General features: G+C 65.3%; 17 protein-coding genes. 10 read left to right on the top strand and 7 right to left on the bottom strand.

Annotated elements, in window-relative coordinates:
• The coding region (locus AC1DVM_RS01375) for a hypothetical protein (RefSeq protein ID WP_477251343.1) at positions 1-194 on the bottom strand (194 nt) is incomplete at its 3' end.
• A 445-nt stretch (positions 195-639) separates the two neighbouring features.
• Between AC1DVM_RS01375 and AC1DVM_RS01370 the strand changes: the two genes are divergently transcribed.
• Positions 640-1,035 carry a DUF2794 domain-containing protein gene (locus AC1DVM_RS01370; protein WP_477251341.1) on the top strand — a complete coding sequence of 132 codons (396 nt, stop codon included), beginning with the start codon at positions 640-642 and terminating at the stop codon, positions 1,033-1,035.
• A gap of 21 nt (positions 1,036-1,056) precedes the next feature.
• On the opposite strand, the gene AC1DVM_RS01365 is transcribed toward AC1DVM_RS01370, so the two are convergent.
• The 4 genes from AC1DVM_RS01365 to AC1DVM_RS01350 form a co-directional block, all read right to left on the bottom strand.
• Positions 1,057-1,596, bottom strand: a complete 540-nt coding sequence (locus tag AC1DVM_RS01365) for an N-acetyltransferase family protein (protein WP_477251339.1) — start codon at positions 1,594-1,596, stop codon at positions 1,057-1,059.
• 71 nt (positions 1,597-1,667) lie between these two features.
• Positions 1,668-2,450, bottom strand: coding sequence for a Bax inhibitor-1/YccA family protein (locus AC1DVM_RS01360; RefSeq protein WP_477251337.1), 783 nt, complete (start codon positions 2,448-2,450; stop codon positions 1,668-1,670).
• 222 nt (positions 2,451-2,672) lie between these two features.
• Positions 2,673-5,258 (bottom strand): ABC transporter permease, encoded by a 2,586-nt coding sequence (locus AC1DVM_RS01355; protein ID WP_477251335.1) that lies wholly within the window; start codon positions 5,256-5,258, stop codon positions 2,673-2,675.
• Positions 5,258-5,962, bottom strand: a complete 705-nt coding sequence (locus tag AC1DVM_RS01350) for an ABC transporter ATP-binding protein (protein ID WP_477251333.1) — start codon at positions 5,960-5,962, stop codon at positions 5,258-5,260. The genes AC1DVM_RS01355 and AC1DVM_RS01350 overlap by 1 nt, the downstream gene beginning before the upstream one ends.
• A 104-nt stretch (positions 5,963-6,066) precedes the next feature.
• Here AC1DVM_RS01350 and AC1DVM_RS01345 point away from each other — a divergent pair, with 104 nt between their 5' ends.
• The 5 genes from AC1DVM_RS01345 (at position 6,067) to AC1DVM_RS01325 (ending at position 9,504) form a co-directional block, all read left to right on the top strand.
• Complete coding sequence (locus AC1DVM_RS01345; RefSeq protein ID WP_477251332.1) at positions 6,067-6,729, top strand: arylesterase; 663 nt, start codon at positions 6,067-6,069, stop codon at positions 6,727-6,729.
• Positions 6,730-6,796: 67 nt separating this feature from the next.
• Positions 6,797-7,840 carry an aldo/keto reductase gene (locus AC1DVM_RS01340; RefSeq protein WP_477251330.1) on the top strand — a complete coding sequence of 348 codons (1,044 nt, stop codon included), beginning with the start codon at positions 6,797-6,799 and terminating at the stop codon, positions 7,838-7,840.
• 115 nt (positions 7,841-7,955) lie between these two features.
• Positions 7,956-8,492, top strand: a complete 537-nt coding sequence (thpR, locus tag AC1DVM_RS01335) for an RNA 2',3'-cyclic phosphodiesterase (RefSeq protein WP_477251328.1) — start codon at positions 7,956-7,958, stop codon at positions 8,490-8,492.
• A 40-nt stretch (positions 8,493-8,532) separates the two neighbouring features.
• The gene (locus AC1DVM_RS01330) at positions 8,533-9,123 is read left to right on the top strand and encodes a histidine phosphatase family protein (RefSeq protein WP_477251326.1); all 591 of its coding nucleotides are present in this window, start codon (positions 8,533-8,535) and stop codon (positions 9,121-9,123) included.
• Positions 9,124-9,198: 75 nt separating this feature from the next.
• Positions 9,199-9,504 (top strand): 4a-hydroxytetrahydrobiopterin dehydratase, encoded by a 306-nt coding sequence (locus tag AC1DVM_RS01325; protein ID WP_477251324.1) that lies wholly within the window; start codon positions 9,199-9,201, stop codon positions 9,502-9,504.
• Positions 9,505-9,506: 2 nt separating this feature from the next.
• Here the strand turns inward: AC1DVM_RS01325 and AC1DVM_RS01320 are convergent, their stop codons facing one another.
• Positions 9,507-10,292, bottom strand: a complete 786-nt coding sequence (locus tag AC1DVM_RS01320; protein WP_477251322.1) for an SDR family NAD(P)-dependent oxidoreductase — start codon at positions 10,290-10,292, stop codon at positions 9,507-9,509.
• A 90-nt stretch (positions 10,293-10,382) separates the two neighbouring features.
• On the opposite strand from AC1DVM_RS01320, the gene AC1DVM_RS01315 reads away from it, so the two are divergent.
• From AC1DVM_RS01315 to AC1DVM_RS01300, 4 genes are all read left to right on the top strand, one after another.
• The gene (locus AC1DVM_RS01315) at positions 10,383-10,778 is read left to right on the top strand and encodes a YkvA family protein (RefSeq protein WP_477251321.1); all 396 of its coding nucleotides are present in this window, start codon (positions 10,383-10,385) and stop codon (positions 10,776-10,778) included.
• 362 nt (positions 10,779-11,140) lie between these two features.
• Positions 11,141-11,830 (top strand): invasion associated locus B family protein, encoded by a 690-nt coding sequence (locus AC1DVM_RS01310; RefSeq protein WP_477251319.1) that lies wholly within the window; start codon positions 11,141-11,143, stop codon positions 11,828-11,830.
• Positions 11,831-11,937: 107 nt separating this feature from the next.
• Entirely contained in the window at positions 11,938-13,263 is a 1,326-nt protein-coding gene (gene rlmN / locus AC1DVM_RS01305) for a dual-specificity RNA methyltransferase RlmN (RefSeq protein WP_477251317.1), read from the top strand.
• A 99-nt stretch (positions 13,264-13,362) separates the two neighbouring features.
• Positions 13,363-13,860, top strand: coding sequence for a hypothetical protein (locus AC1DVM_RS01300; RefSeq protein WP_477251316.1), 498 nt, complete (start codon positions 13,363-13,365; stop codon positions 13,858-13,860).
• Here AC1DVM_RS01300 and AC1DVM_RS01295 read toward each other — a convergent pair.
• Entirely contained in the window at positions 13,832-14,473 is a 642-nt protein-coding gene (locus AC1DVM_RS01295) for a LysE family translocator (RefSeq protein ID WP_477251314.1), read from the bottom strand. The genes AC1DVM_RS01300 and AC1DVM_RS01295 overlap by 29 nt on opposite strands.
• Positions 14,474-14,555: the final 82 nt, after the last annotated feature.

The following is a 14,555-nucleotide window of genomic DNA, read 5'->3' as shown; positions in this document are numbered from 1 at the left end:
GACCTGAGATGCTCGTAGGCGGCGGCCGCGAGATCCGCGAGCGCCAAGGATGAGTAGGGAGCGAGATCCTCGGCGGGCACCCGGCCGAACAGCACGGGGACGAAGATCGGCGGGACCAGTTTATGCCTGGTTTCCAGCATCGCTACGGCTTGCGCTGTCAATTCGCTGCCGCTGGTTGGCGTTTCCAGCTTCATGCGCCTGCATCCTCAATCGACGATCCTTCGCGAGGGTTGGCACAGGTCCGTGAACCGCGCAACACCTGCCCGTGTCTTGGGGCGCAGAAGAGCCAAAATAGGATGCTTATCCTGAAAACGCAGCATTTTCGGCTGCGTGCGCGCAGTGAAAAGAAAAAGCCGCCCGTGTGGGCGGCTCGCACGAAAGAAAGTATTGCCCCGACTCTGGGAAATTGGCCCGGCCCACCAATCGTCCGGGGGGCTGGGGGGCTGACTATCCGGATGGACGATGGACCGGGCCGTCGAGGCAACGTTCGTTTTTCGCGCCGCAAAAGGGCTGCGAAACGGCGCGATTGCGGCAAGATTGCGGCTTGGTTGACGATGGCGTGAACCCTTGCGACAGGGCGGGTTGCGCCGGGCCCCGGGTCGTCCCATCATCACCAAACCAACATTCGCCGGAGGCATCATGAGCGAAGGTGAAACCGGGGAGCCGCGACGCGGCAGCCCGCTTCAGGGATCGACACACCATTCCGCCCCCGTGCTGTCCTTCCCCGTCACGCCGAAGCGGGTCTCATTCGACCGGCTTGAATTGCAGACCATCCTGAATGTCTACGGACGCAAGGTCGCCGAGGGGGAGTGGCGCGATTACGCCATCGATTTCCTGACCGACAAGGCGGTGTTCTCAATTTACCGGCGCAGTTCCGAAGTGCCTCTCTACAGGGTCGAGAAGGAGCCCCGTCTCGCCCGAAAGCAAGGCGCCTATTCGGTGGTCGTGGCGAGCGGCCTCATCCTCAAGCGCGGCAACGACTTGGCAACCGTCCTGCGGGTCATCGACAAACCCCTGCGGGTCGTCGGCGGCTGACGACGCCTTCCCGTTGCTGATTTACGGAACGGAAACCCGCGTGGGCGGCGTCGCGGTGCCGGGACCGAGCTGTCTCTGCATCAACACGCTGGCGAGCCACCGCCCGTGCTTGTAGCCGATCCCCGGCAGGCTCCCGACCATCTCGAACCCGAGGCTGCGGTGGAGAGAGATGGACCCGTGCGACTCGGCATCGCCGATCACCGCCACCATCAGCCGGAAGTCCCGCGCCTCGGCTTCGCGGATGAGCTCGGTCAGAAGACGCCGGCCGATGCCGGTGGCCTGCGCGGCCGGCGCGACATAGATCGAATCCTCGACCGTGGAGCGGTAGGCCGGACGGGGACGGTAGGGGCCCGCATAGGCGTAGCCCAGGATCTCGCCGCCGCGCTCTGCGACCAGGTAAGGAAAACCCGCCTCTACCAGCGCGACGCGCCGGCGGGCCATCTCGGCCGCATCGGGGGGCGTCAGCTCGAACGATGCCGTTCCGTGCGTGACCGCATGCGCGTAGATGGCGGTGATGGCGGGGATGTCCGTGGCGAGGGACGGGCGCACCAGAATGGTCATGGGTCGCTCATATCAAAAAAGCCCCGGCATCTGACAGCCGGGGCTTCTTGGCAAAAGTTTCGTGGACGATCTTACTGGTTACGGTTTCCGAACAGCGCAAGCAGGAATTGGAACATGTTGATGAAGTCCAGATACAAGGTCAGCGCGCCGAAGACCGACACCTTGGCGGCGGCCTCGGTGTCGTAATTGCCGTAGAGATACATCTCTTTCAGCTTCTGGGTGTCGTAGGCGGTGAGGCCTGCGAAGATCAGAACGCCCAGCACCGAGATGCCGAACTGAAGCATGCTCGACGCCACGAAGATGTTGACGATCGAGGCGATGATCAGGCCGACGACGCCCATGATCAGGAAGGAGCCCATGCCCGACAGGCTGCGGCTCGTGGTGTAGCCCCACAGCGACAGCGCCCCGAAGGAGGCCGCGGTGATGAAGAACACCTGCACGACACTGGCGCCCGTGTAACGGATAAGGAGCGTCGAAAGCGAAGCGCCCATGACCGCCGCGAAGGCGAAGAACGTCATGCGGGCCGAGGCGGCCGACATCTTGTCCATGCGGAACGAGAACATGAAGATGAAGGCCAGCGGCGCGAGCGCCACCACCCACATCAGAGGCGTGCCGTAAAGCACGCGCCCGAATTCGGTCAGGCCTAYGCTGCCGATGCGGGCGACGGCCAGCGACGGATCGCTGGTGACGGCCAGCATGTTCACGCCCAGGGCGATCACGGCCGAAATGGCCAGACCCAGGACCATGTTGTTGTAGACGCCTAGCATGAAGGTGCGGAGGCCCTGATCGACCTGCGCAGCCGACCGGGCAAAGCCGGTGCCGGCGGCATACTGATTCTGCTCATACGGTTGCATCGGAGCCCTTTCTCACGGTGTCCCGTTGTGTTCCCTCGAAAAGGTCGAGACATCGACCTTCGGCCGCCATCTCATGGCGACTTTCGGAATATGAGTTGTCGGCCGGGGATACGCAAGGGGGAAGGCCAAGCTTCAATTCTTCGTGACAAAGAATACTCAAGTTGTGCCGGCTACCGGGTATCGTAGCAACCGGGCGTCACCTGCGTGCGCATGCCGCAACCCCTAAAGGTTTCTTAAATACTGCGCAGGTTTTTGACTGAGAATTCTCCAGGTGCCGGCAAGGCCAAGACCCACCGTCACCAGCACGGCGAGGGCGGAGGCCAGTAACGCGCCCGACAGGTCGAACGAAAAACCGAGATTCATGACACGCGTGAGGATGAGATAGGCCGCGAGCGTGCCGGCCATCAGCCCGAAGACCGCGCTGGCGATGCCGAGAATGCCGTATTCGAGCGCATAGGCCGAGAGCAGCCGCGCCCGGGTGGCGCCCAGCGTCTTGAGCACGACCGCATCATAGAGCCGGGCCCGATGACCCGCCGCGAGGGCGCCGGCGAGAACCAGAAGGCTCGACACAAGGGCGATCGCGCTCGCGCCCCGGATCGCCATGACGAGTTGCGACACGATGTCGTTCACCGCCTCCAGCGCGTCCTTGACCCGCACGCTCGTCACCATGGGAAAGGTTTGCGCGGCCTGACGTAGGATCTGCGCGTCGGTCCGCGCATCCGAGCCGTTGGCAAACGTCACCGTGGCCAGGTGCGTGTGCGGCGCCCCCGCGAAGGCGTTGGGCGAAAACACCATGACGAAATTGATGCCGAGCGAACGCCACTCTACCAGTCGCAGATTGGCGATGGTGGCGGTGATGTTCCGGCCCAGGACGTTGACGGTAATCTCGTCGCCGATCGAGAGGCCGAGGCCCTCGGCGACCTTCGCCTCGAACGAGACCAGCGGCTTGCCGCGATAATCGGCCGGCCACCATTCGCCGGCGGTGAGGTTCGAGCCTTCGGGGATCTTCGTCGCATAGGTGATGCCGCGATCGCCGTCGAGCACCCACGACACCTCTTCGCTGGCCTTGATCTGGCTCACGGGCTGGCCGCGCAGGGTGACGAGCCGGCCGCGCATCATGGGCACCCGCTCCACATGGGCCGTCGGCGCCTCTCGTTTCAGGAAACCCTCGAAATCGTCCGCCCGGGCATTCGGGATGTCGAGGAAGAAGAAGCTCGGCGCCTTTTCGGGGAGCGTCTGCTGGAGCTGGCGGGTAAGGTTGGTGTCGATCACCGAAAGCGTGACCAGGAGCGTGATGCCGAGGCCGAGCGAGAGCACGAGCGAGGGCGTAAGAGCCCCTGGACGGTGCACATTGGCCAGCGCGAGGCGCGGACCCGTGCGCCGGGGACGCGGAAGATTCCGGGCGATCGCCATGATCGCAAGGGCAACAAGCCGCAACAGCGCGAAGGAGGCCGCCGCCGCTCCGACGAACATCAGCGCGATGCGGCGGTCATAGGCGGCGAAGACCGCAAGGCTGACCAAAGCGGCGACCGCGAGCGCCAGCGCCACGAGGTAGCGCTTGCGCGGCCAGGAGCGGTCGGGCTCGATCTGATCGCGGAAGAGGCCCGAAACCGGAATGTCATGGGCTCGCCCGAGCGGCGCCAGCGCAAACACCAGCGCCGTCAGCAACCCGTAGAGCAGCGCGATTCCGAGTTCGCCCCAGGCGAGCGTCGGCGCGATGGGAATGGGCAGCAGATGGCCGAAAAGGGCCGTGACGATGAACGGCAGCGCGGCGCCGACCACAAGCCCGATGGAGATACCGATGGCGGCGATCGCCATCACCTGCGTCATGTAGAGCGCCACCACCTGTCCGCCGGGCGCACCGAGGCTTTTGAGGGTCGCCATGGAGGCACGTTTGCGATCGACGAAGCCGCGCACCGCATTTGCCACCCCGACGCCGCCGACCAGGAGCGCCGTCAGGCCCACCAGGGTCAGAAACTGGGTGAAGCGCTCGATATTCTTGGCAAATCGCGGATCCGCGTTCATGCGGGTGCGGATGCTCCATCCGGCTTCGGGCAGCGCCCGCGCCGCCTCCGCCTCGACCTGCAGCAAGCCCGCATCCGTGGCGAGAACCGGCGGGAGCATGAGGCGGTAGGTCCAGCGCACGAGGCTCCCCGGCTGCACGAGCCCGGTCGCGGCGAGCGCCTCCTGCGAGACCAGAAGACGGGGTCCGAGGCCGATGCCGCTCGCGATCTTGTCGGGCTCGGACGTCAGGCTGGCGCGAAATTCGACGGTGGCGTCGCCGATCGTCACGCGATCCCCCACCTTCATGTCGAGACGCGCCAGCAGGACCGGGTCGGCGGCGGCCCCGAACGCGCCGTCCCGCCTCGCCAGAAGCTCGGCCGGCTGCATCTGCGGATCGGTCTCGAGGGTTCCGACCGCCGGATAGGAACCGTCGACGGCTTTCAATTCCACAAGGGCCGAGCCCTTTTCGCCGGCGATCGCCATGGCCCGAAGGCCCGCCACCGTGCCGACCTGGCCTTTGGCGGACAGAAACGCCCGCTCCACCGGATTGGCCTCCCGCTGCAGGAGCGAGAAGGCCATGTCGCCGCCGAGGATGCGGCGGCCCTCCCGGCCGATGCCTTCGGTGAGCGACCGCGACAGGGAAGAGATCCCGGCTATCGCCGCCACGCCCAGCGCGATGCAGGCGAGGAAGATCCCGAAGCCCCGCAGGCCGCTGCGCAATTCGCGTAACGCCAGACGCAGGATCAGCGGAGAGGCGGGCGTGGGCCGGGGACGGGGCTGGGGAAGCGCGACGGTGCCGTGCATCACGCCGCCCCTTCGGTCGGCAGGGATACGGAATCGGCTTCGAGGCGCCCGGATCGCAGCCGCACCATGCGGTCGCAAAGCCGCGCGAGATTGAGGTCGTGAGTTACGAGAACGAGCGTGGCACCGCGGTCCCGCTTCAGCGCGAACAGCAGGTCGATGATCGATTGTCCGGTGCTCTCGTCGAGATTGCCCGTCGGCTCGTCCGCCACCAGAATCGCCGGATTGGGGACGATGGCGCGCGCAATCGCCACACGCTGCTGCTCGCCGCCCGAGAGTTGTGCGGGATAGTGCTGGAGCCGGTGGCCGAGGCCGACCGCCTGCAACTCCGCCTCGGCGCGCTCAAAGGCATCGCGGCTGCCCGCGAGTTCGAGCGGCAAGGCCACATTTTCGAGGGCCGTCATGGTGGGAACGAGATGAAAGGATTGAAACACGATGCCGATGCGGCGGCCGCGAAACCGCGCCAGCGCATCCTCGTCGAGGGCCGCGAGATCGGTACCCTCCACGACGATCCGGCCGCTATCGGGGCGCTCCAGTCCCGCCATCGTCATGAGAAGCGTCGATTTGCCGGAGCCGGAGGGACCCACGAGCCCGACCGCTTCGCCGGTCGCGATGTCGAGGCTGAGACCCTTCAGGATGTGAACCCGCGCGGCCCCCCGGCCGAGGCTCAAATCGACATCGTGCAGCGAAATGGCCTTGTCGTGCATCCCCGGTCACCCGATCTCTTTGATGTTCTAAACTTGGAAATTCGCCAAAAGAAATCCGGCACACGTGAGGCCGGCTCCATCCGAACCATATGGGAAGCCATTTGATGAAGCGCCAACCCGGCCCATTCATGACGATCATTTTTGCGTGCGCGGTGGCGTTTGGCGCCACCATGGCGACTGCACCGCGGACCTTTGCCCAGAGCAAGCCCCTTTCCATCGTGGCCCTGGGCGACAGCCTGAGCGCCGGCTACGGCCTGCCGACCGAGGCAGCCTTCCCCGCAAAGCTGGAGAAAGCGCTCAAGGCGAAGGGCCACGCCGTCGAGATCGTGAATGCGGGAGTGTCCGGCGATACCGCGTCGGCAGGGCTCGACCGGCTCGACTGGTCGATCCCCGACGGCACCGACGGCGTCATCGTCGAACTGGGCGCCAACGACATGCTGCGCGGCCTCGACCCGGCAGTGCCGCGCCGCGCCATCGAGGAAATCGTCGAGCGCCTGAAGGCCCGGGGCATCCCGGTGATGCTCGCGGGGATGGTTGCGACTCCCAATCTGGGCGCGACCTACGCCCGGTCGTTCGACGGGCTCTACCCGGAGATTGCGGAGAAGCACGACCTTGTGCTCTATCCGTTTTTCCTGGATGGGGTCGCGGGCGAAACGAACCTCAACCTCCCCGACGGCCTACATCCGACGGCCCAGGGGGTGGAGGTGATCGTTTCGCGCATCCTGCCCGTCGTCGAGAGATTTCTCGCGACCCTCACAAAACGCTGACACGTCGTCGGCACCGTCCCGATCACACGCGAAAGGCCATAGGGGCCCCACGCGAGGAGTATTATCGATGGAATATCGCCGCCTCGGTCGCACCGACCTGAATGTCAGCCTGATCTGCCTCGGCACGATGACGTGGGGCCAGCAGAACACCGAGGCCGAAGGCCACGCCCAGCTCGATTACGCCCTCGATCAGGGCATCAACTTCATCGACACGGCCGAAATGTACTCGATCCCGCCGCGGGCGGAGACGCAAGGCTCGACCGAGCGGATCATCGGCTCGTGGTTCAAGGCGCGCCGCAACCGCGACAAGGTCATCCTCGCATCGAAGGTCGTCGGCCGTTCGACCAGTACGTGGCTTCGTGACGACGGCTCGCCGAGCGAATTGTCCCGCGCGCAGATCGAGGAGGCCATCGACAAGAGCCTCAAGCGGCTCGGGACCGATTATCTCGACCTCTATCAGATCCATTTTCCGGATCGGCCGATGCCATGGGGTTCGAACCCGACCGTTTTTCGGATGCAGGAGGGACAGTCCCACCCGATCGAGGAGACGCTCCATGTGATGGGCGACCTCGTGAAAGCCGGCAAGATCCGCCATTTCGGGCTCTCCAACGAGAGCGCATGGGGCACCATGACGTTTCTGAAGCATGCCGAGGCCCGCAATCTTCCCCGCGTCCAGTCGATCCAGAACGCCTATAATCTCCTGAACCGCACCTATGAGGTGGGTTTGGCGGAAATCTCCATGCGCGAGGAGGTTTCGCTGCTCGCCTATTCGCCGCTGGCGCAGGGCTACCTCACCGGCAAATACCTGGGCGGCGCGCGTCCGGCCGGCACCCGCACCACCCTGTTCAATCGCGGCCAGCGCTATGAGAATCCGGTCTCCGAACAGGCGATCCGCAAATACATCGCGCTGGCGCGGGAATTCGATCTCGATCCGGCCCAGATGGCGATCGCGTTCGTCAATTCGCGCCCCTTCGTCGCGGCCAATATCATCGGCGCGACCTCGATGGAGCAGTTGGAAACCGACATCGCCGCCATCGGCGTCACGATCTCGCCCGAACTCGAGGCACGCATCGATGCGATCCACGTGGAGCATTGCAATCCCTGCCCGTGAGTGGCGCGGCGGGGAACGGCTCCGAACCTGTTGATCGCCGCAATCGGCGCTTGTGGGGGCGAAGCCTTCGCCCCCATGATCGGCCGCGAGACCCAGCGGCGTCCGGGAGGTTTTCATGCCACGGCTGTTCACCGGCATCGAGATTCCCGCTGAGATCGGACAGGCGCTCGCAGCCTTTCGCGGCGGCCTGCCCGGCGCCCGCTGGATCGATCCCGAATTCTATCACATCACCCTTCGCTTCATCGGCGACATCGACGAGCGCATGGCGCGTGAGGTCTATGCGGTTCTGGCGGAGGCGCGCGAGCGCGCCAAGCTGACCGTCACGATCGAGGGCCTCGATACCTTCGGGGGCGGCAAGCCGCGCGCGGTCTTCGCCCGCGTGGCGCCGACGCCCGAAATCCTCGACCTGCAGGCCGAGCAGGAACGCCTCATGCGGCGCATCGGCCTGCCGCTGGAGGCGCGCCGGTTCACACCCCACGTGACGCTGGCGCGGCTGCGCACCTCCTCGCCCCTGGACGTCGCCGATTACTTCGTGGCGCGCGGACATTTTCCGCGGATCAGCTTCACGGCGGAGCGCGTGGCGCTCTTCTCGGCCAAGGATTCGGTGGGCGGGGGGCCGTACATCGTCGAGGCGGCATATCCACTCGGGTAGAGCTGGACGAAGCGGCCATGCTTCGTTACGGCGTTGCGCCATGTCGTTGATCATTTTCCTCACCCACCCCGAAGTCGTCATCGATCCCGCGCAGCCTATCCCCGAATGGCCGCTCTCGGAGGTCGGACGCGCGCGGATGAGCCGTTTCGTCGGCATGCTGTCCGCCCGCCGCGTGACCGCCATCTATGCGAGCCGCGAGCGTAAGGCGATGGACGGCGCCGAAATGGTCGCCGGGGCTTTGGGCCTTCCCTTCCGCACCGCGCGGGATCTCGGCGAGAATGGCCGCGAATCCACGGGCTACATCGCGCCGCCCGAATTCTGGGAGGTGGTCGCGGAGTTCTTTGCCCACCCGACCCGCAGCGTGCGCGGGTGGGAGCGCGCCATCGACGCGCAGGCGCGCATCGTCCGGGCGGTGAGCCAGATCGCCGCGACCGAGCCAAGCGGCGGCGACATCGTGATCGTGTCCCACGGGGGTGTCGGCGCCCTTCTCACGGCGCATCTCCAGAAGGTCGAGATCGGCAAGGAAAGCCGCCCGTCCCATCCGGGCGGCGGATGTTTCCTGATCGTCGATCGCCAATCGCTTGCGATCACACATGACTGGCGGGCGATCGAGGACGGCCTGCCCGCATAAAGGTGCGCCGGATCTTGAAACCGCCGCGCTGACGGCACATGACCAAAGGCAGCGCCACGAAAACGAGGGCCCGCCATGCCGAAACTGACCGACGAGGAACGCACCGCCCTGCTGCCTGCGCTCGAGGGCTGGGCGCTTGTGGAAGGCCGCGACGCCATTCGCAAGACCTTCGTGTTCGGCGATTTCAGCGAGGCCTTCGGCTGGATGACGCGGGTCGCCCTGCAGGCCGAGAAGCGCAATCACCATCCCGAATGGTCCAACACCTACCGCAAGGTCGAGGTGACGCTGACGTCACACTCGGCCAAGGGGCTGACGCGCACCGATATCGAGCTGGCGCAGGACATGGATCGGTTCGCCGCCGGCATCGCCAACCAGGAGTAAACTCACTTCGGCTGCATGCGCAGCGCGCCGTCGAGGCGGATGGCTTCGCCGTTGAGCATGTCGTTTTCGATGATGCTGCGCACCAGCGTGGCATATTCCTCCGGCCGGCCGAGACGGGACGGAAACGGCACGTTGGCCTCAAGCGACTTGCGGTAATCCTCCGCGATGTTGTCGAAGAGCGGGGTATGGAACAGGCCCGGCATGACCGCCATCACGCGGATGCCGAAACCCGCGAGATCCCGCGCCACCGGCAGCGTCAACGCCAGCACGCCGCCTTTGGAGGCCGAATACCCTGCCTGACCGATCTGCCCGTCCTGCGCCGCGACCGACGAGGTGTTGACGATGATGCCCCGTCCCCCATCGGCTGTGACGGGGTCGAGCGCCGCCATGGCGGACGCGCATTTGGCGATCATCCCGTAAGTCCCGATCAGGTTGATCTCGACGGTCCGCCGGAAGCTTGCGAGATCGTGCGCGATCAATTCGCCGGTTTCACGTTTCCGGGTGACGGTGCGCCGCCCCGGCGCGATGCCGGCGCAATTCACCAGGATGCGCTCGACCCCGTGGGCTTCCCGGGCCTTCGTCAACGCCGCGTCGATCGAAGCCTCGTCGGTGACATCCGCCTGGCAGAAAAGGCCGCCGATCTCGCCGGCCACGCGCTCGCCCGTCTCGGCATTCATGTCGAAAATGGCGACCCGGACGCCCTCGGCTGCGAGCATCCGCGCCGTCGCGGCTCCGAGACCGGACGCACCGCCCGTGACGATGGCTGCCATAGATTTGTCGAGCTTCATGGGTCTTCTCCTGCCACAGACGATTCTGTGCGGCATTGCCGCCCGGTGCACATAAACGCCCGAAACGCGGATTGTCGAAGGAGTTCTGGGTTGGACGAGATATTTACGAAGCCGTTCACGAAATCCGAGATGGACGCCATGCGCGGCGCCACTCGCGAGGAGGCGGCCATCCGACAGAACTTCTGGGCCAAGCTGAAACGGCTGGGCGGGCGGATTCCCTTCGCCGAGGACCTGATCGCGGCCTATTATTGCGCGGTCGATCCCGCGACGCCGAATCGCGTGCGGATGATTCTCATGGGTGCCATCGCGTATTTCATCCTGCCCACCGACGCGGTGGCGGATTTTCTTCCGCTGCTGGGTTTCGCCGACGACGCCGCCATCCTGGCAGCAGCCATCACGCAGGTCGCAGGCGCCATCAAGCCCGAACACAAGGCGCGGGCGAAAGCTGCGTTGGGCGAGACGCTTTCCCCAGCGGAGCCATCGTGACGACGCTGCGCCCGCACATCCACCATCCGCAGAGCCGCGAGGCTCGACTGTGATTTTCTGCCATCTTTGAGCCGTTCTCCTCAACGTAAGCCCCGCCGACACCTTCGCGAAAATCCTGCGTTGAGGTTTTTGATCCCGTTTATTTCTGTCTAATCTTATTGCTTTTTGTTTTTATACGATATATTGTTTCTGTATTACTTCTTTTGGTTTCAGCACCATACGATTTCCTCCCAGCCTGAGAGGCCGTCTCACAACGGCCTCTCTTTTTTTGCCCCGGTTCCTCCGCCTCCGTCATTTCGCCGCAGCTTTTTTGGCCCGCACGGTGAAGAGTTCTTAACCATCCGGTGTATAGGCTGCGCCTCATGAATCTCGCATCCCTTCAGCGCGGCCTCGCCGCAGGCGTTCTCTGCGCCGTCGCCGCCTTCGGTGTCATTCCCGAGGCCTTCGCCCAGAATCAGCGCCCCACCTCCAAGCCGGCAGCAAAGCCCGCGCTCGCCAAACCCGCGGCGACACCCGCCAAGCCTGCCGCGACAGCCGCCACACCGGCGGCGAAACCCGCGCCGGCAAAGCCCGCAGCCGCCAAACCCGCGGCGCAAGCCGCCACGGGCCCCGGCGGCGCGTCGCGCCTGGCCTCCATGGGCGATTGGGGCGTCTACACGGCGCAATCGGGCCGCTCGAAAATCTGCTATGCGCTGACCCAGCCCAAAGATCGGCTGCCCAAGAATCTCAACCGGGACCCCGCCTACCTGTTCGTGTCGTTCCGCCCGGCCGAGAACGTCAAGAACGAGCTCGCGCTGGTGCTCGGCTTCTCGGCCAGGGATAACGGCCCTGCCTCGGCCTCCATCGGCCCCTCGTCGTTCGTGCTGATCACCAAGGATTCGAACGCCTGGTTGAAAAATCCGGCCGAAGAGGGCCAGGCCATCGCCGCCATGGGCAAAAGCTCCGGCGTCACCATCAAGGCCCAGTCGGCGCGCGGCAACAGCCTGACCGACCAATACTCCCTGAGCGGCTTCGCGGCGGCCCTCGACCGCGCCCGCAAGGAATGCTCCTGAGGCAGGCGGTCCGCCGCTTGGCGGAAAATATCCGCGCTCTCACGTTTCCGACGCAATCGTGTTATAGAGCGCGCTCGCATTCCACAAAACGCAAGGCATGATCTCCCATGGCGACGGCGCTCGACATCGCCAAGCGTAACTCCAACGCGGCTCCCGTGACCGTGAGCGACGCCGCGCGCGCCGCCGGCCTCGACACCCTCGCCATCGAAAAAAAGGCCGAGCTGAGCGTCGTTCCCGGCATGGCTCTGGGCGGGACCACCCTGGTGGGCCTCACCCGCGACCAGCTCAAGGACAAGCTCGGCGAGATCGGCGTGCCGGAGCGCGAGCGGAAGATGCGGGCGGCCCAGCTCTGGCACTGGATCTACCTCCGGGGCGCCAGAGACTTCACCGAGATGTCCAATGTGGGCAAGGGCCTGCGCGCAGCGCTGAGCGAGGCCTATACGCTCGACCGCCCCGAGGTCGTCTCCGAGCAGGTGTCGAAGGACGGCACGCGCAAGTGGCTCATCCGCATGGCGCCGACGAGCGCCCACGACAAGGGCGCCGAGATCGAGTGCGTCTACATTCCCGAAAGCGATCGCGGGACCCTCTGCGTGTCGAGCCAGGTCGGCTGCACGCTGACCTGCTCGTTCTGCCATACGGGCACGCAGCGCCTCGTGCGCAACCTGACGGCGGCCGAAATCGTCGCGCAGTTGATGGTCGCCCGCGACCGTATCGGCGACTGGCCCGACCAGATGCCGCCCGATGACGGCTTCCTGCCCCGCGAAGCCCCGCGCTTCATCACCAATATCGTGTTCATGGGCATGGGCGAGCCGCTCTACAACACGTCGGAGGTGATCGATTCCATCGGCGTCATCGCCGACAATGAAGGCCTCGGCCTCTCCCGCCGCCGCATCACCGTCTCGACGTCGGGCGTGGTGCCGCAGATCGAGCGCCTCGGGACCGAGGCCAACACCATGCTGGCGATCTCGCTGCATGCGGTGCGCGACGAGCTGCGCAACGAGCTGGTGCCGATCAACCGTAAATATTCGACCAAGGACCTGCTCGATGCCTGCCGCGCCTATCCGGGCCTGTCGAATGCCCGCCGCATCACGTTCGAATACGTGATGCTGAAGGGCGTCAACGATTCAGACGCTGATGCCCGCGACCTCGTGCGGCTTCTCAAGGGCATTCCGGCCAAGATCAACCTGATCCCGTTCAACCCGTGGCCGGGCTCGAAATACGAATGCTCGGACTGGGACCGCATCGAGCGCTTCTCCGACATCGTGTACCGCGCCGGCTACGCCTCCCCGGTCCGCACGCCCCGCGGCCGCGATATCCTGGCCGCCTGCGGCCAGCTCAAGAGCGAGACCGAGAAGCTCCGCGCCCGCGCCCGGCTGATGCTGGAGCAGGGCATCGGGGCGGAAGGCGTTTATGCGCTGGGGGACAGCGAGTAGCGGGATCGTCGGCGCCGGTGCCGCGCGCCATCAGCGGCTGGATTTACTGGCGCATTGCAATCGGCGGACGGCCGCGCGTTCCCATGTTATAGCGGATTCATGACCCGCTACCTCCTCCTCATCCCCTTCGCCCTGCTGATCGCCATCGGCACGAGCTCGTTGTTTCTGTTGATCGCCTCCGTTTTCGATCCGGTAATGGCCGTGCTGACCGGCAATACGCTGCTGGTGGGGTTCTGGAGTTTCGTCGACGAGGTCTTCACGTCCGAGGACCCCGGACCCATCGTGGCGGCGGCGTTCGAGGCGGTGGGGCGGATCGTGTTCACGCTTCTGGTCTTCCCGCCCTTGCTCGTCGCGGCCTTGAGCGAGGTGATCCGGGCCCGCAGCGCCATCTGGTACGGCCTCGCCACGGGCATCCTGACGGCGGCGATTCCGTGGATTTTGCGCGGATCGGCCCGGATCGGATCGCCAGGGGAACTCCATGTGAGCTTTGTCCTGGGGCTCACGGGCGCGGTCGCAGGCCTCGTCTATTGGGCGATTGCCGGCCGCGACCCCGGCCGCGCCTCCCCCGCTACCGCGCCGACGTCGCCAGGATCCTGATCGCGAAGGCCGAGAACAGGCCCGCGAACGTGTAATCGATCGTGCGCATGACCCGCGGCTTGCTGCGCAGAAGCGAAATCACCTTGTCGGCGAACACGATCATCACCGCCGCCATGGGCGCCGTCAGCACCACGAAATAGATGCCGAGAAACATCAGTTTCTCCGAGGCAAACGGGTCGCCGGCCTGCACGAATTGCGGCAGGAACGTCACGAAGAACAGCACGATCTTGGGGTTGGTGAGGTTGATGCCGACCCCTACGAGGAAGGTCTTCCAGAACGGCAATTCGGCCTTTTTCTCGTCCCGCACGCTCAGCGCCGAGCCATTGCGGACGGCGTCGAAGGCAAGCCACAGCAGGTAGAGCGCACCCACCACCTTCAGGATCATGAAGGCCGTGACGGAGGCGGCCAGCAGCGCCGACAGGCCGAGTGCGGCGAGCAGCGTATGAACGCAGCACCCGGTCATCGCACCGAGCATCGCGGCAAGCCCCGCCTTGCGCCCGCCCGCCATGGTCTTTGCCAGAAACAGGCTCATATCGGGCCCCGGCGTAATGAACAGCACGAGGCAGGCAAGCGAATAGGTCAGCAGGGTGGCGGAATCGGGCAGAAACGTCATGAGCGGCCTTCGGGCGATATCGCGCGGCCATCATGCCCGAATCGCCGGAGGCGCTCCAGACAAAAGCGACTTGTTGAACCGG

It is taken from the genome of Microvirga sp. P4_A5, from assembly GCF_056402495.1.
The sequence above is the reverse complement of the archived record's forward strand: the minus strand, read 5'-3'. Positions and strand labels throughout refer to the sequence as shown.

What these genes read in the sequence shown, in the direction of transcription:
- AC1DVM_RS01365 (WP_477251339.1), bottom strand. Translation starts at nt 1,596, where the DNA reads ATGACCATTCTGGTGCGCCCGTCCCTCGCCACGGACATCCCCGCCATC.
- AC1DVM_RS01310 (WP_477251319.1), top strand. Translation starts at nt 11,141, where the DNA reads ATGAATCTCGCATCCCTTCAGCGCGGCCTCGCCGCAGGCGTTCTCTGC.
- thpR (WP_477251328.1), top strand. Translation starts at nt 7,956, where the DNA reads ATGCCACGGCTGTTCACCGGCATCGAGATTCCCGCTGAGATCGGACAG.
- AC1DVM_RS01350 (WP_477251333.1), bottom strand. Translation starts at nt 5,962, where the DNA reads ATGCACGACAAGGCCATTTCGCTGCACGATGTCGATTTGAGCCTCGGC.
- AC1DVM_RS01330 (WP_477251326.1), top strand. Translation starts at nt 8,533, where the DNA reads ATGTCGTTGATCATTTTCCTCACCCACCCCGAAGTCGTCATCGATCCC.
- AC1DVM_RS01295 (WP_477251314.1), bottom strand. Translation starts at nt 14,473, where the DNA reads ATGACGTTTCTGCCCGATTCCGCCACCCTGCTGACCTATTCGCTTGCC.
- AC1DVM_RS01340 (WP_477251330.1), top strand. Translation starts at nt 6,797, where the DNA reads ATGGAATATCGCCGCCTCGGTCGCACCGACCTGAATGTCAGCCTGATC.
- AC1DVM_RS01320 (WP_477251322.1), bottom strand. Translation starts at nt 10,292, where the DNA reads ATGAAGCTCGACAAATCTATGGCAGCCATCGTCACGGGCGGTGCGTCC.
- AC1DVM_RS01300 (WP_477251316.1), top strand. Translation starts at nt 13,363, where the DNA reads ATGACCCGCTACCTCCTCCTCATCCCCTTCGCCCTGCTGATCGCCATC.
- AC1DVM_RS01370 (WP_477251341.1), top strand. Translation starts at nt 640, where the DNA reads ATGAGCGAAGGTGAAACCGGGGAGCCGCGACGCGGCAGCCCGCTTCAG.
- AC1DVM_RS01345 (WP_477251332.1), top strand. Translation starts at nt 6,067, where the DNA reads ATGAAGCGCCAACCCGGCCCATTCATGACGATCATTTTTGCGTGCGCG.
- rlmN (WP_477251317.1), top strand. Translation starts at nt 11,938, where the DNA reads ATGGCGACGGCGCTCGACATCGCCAAGCGTAACTCCAACGCGGCTCCC.
- AC1DVM_RS01325 (WP_477251324.1), top strand. Translation starts at nt 9,199, where the DNA reads ATGCCGAAACTGACCGACGAGGAACGCACCGCCCTGCTGCCTGCGCTC.
- AC1DVM_RS01355 (WP_477251335.1), bottom strand. Translation starts at nt 5,258, where the DNA reads ATGCACGGCACCGTCGCGCTTCCCCAGCCCCGTCCCCGGCCCACGCCC.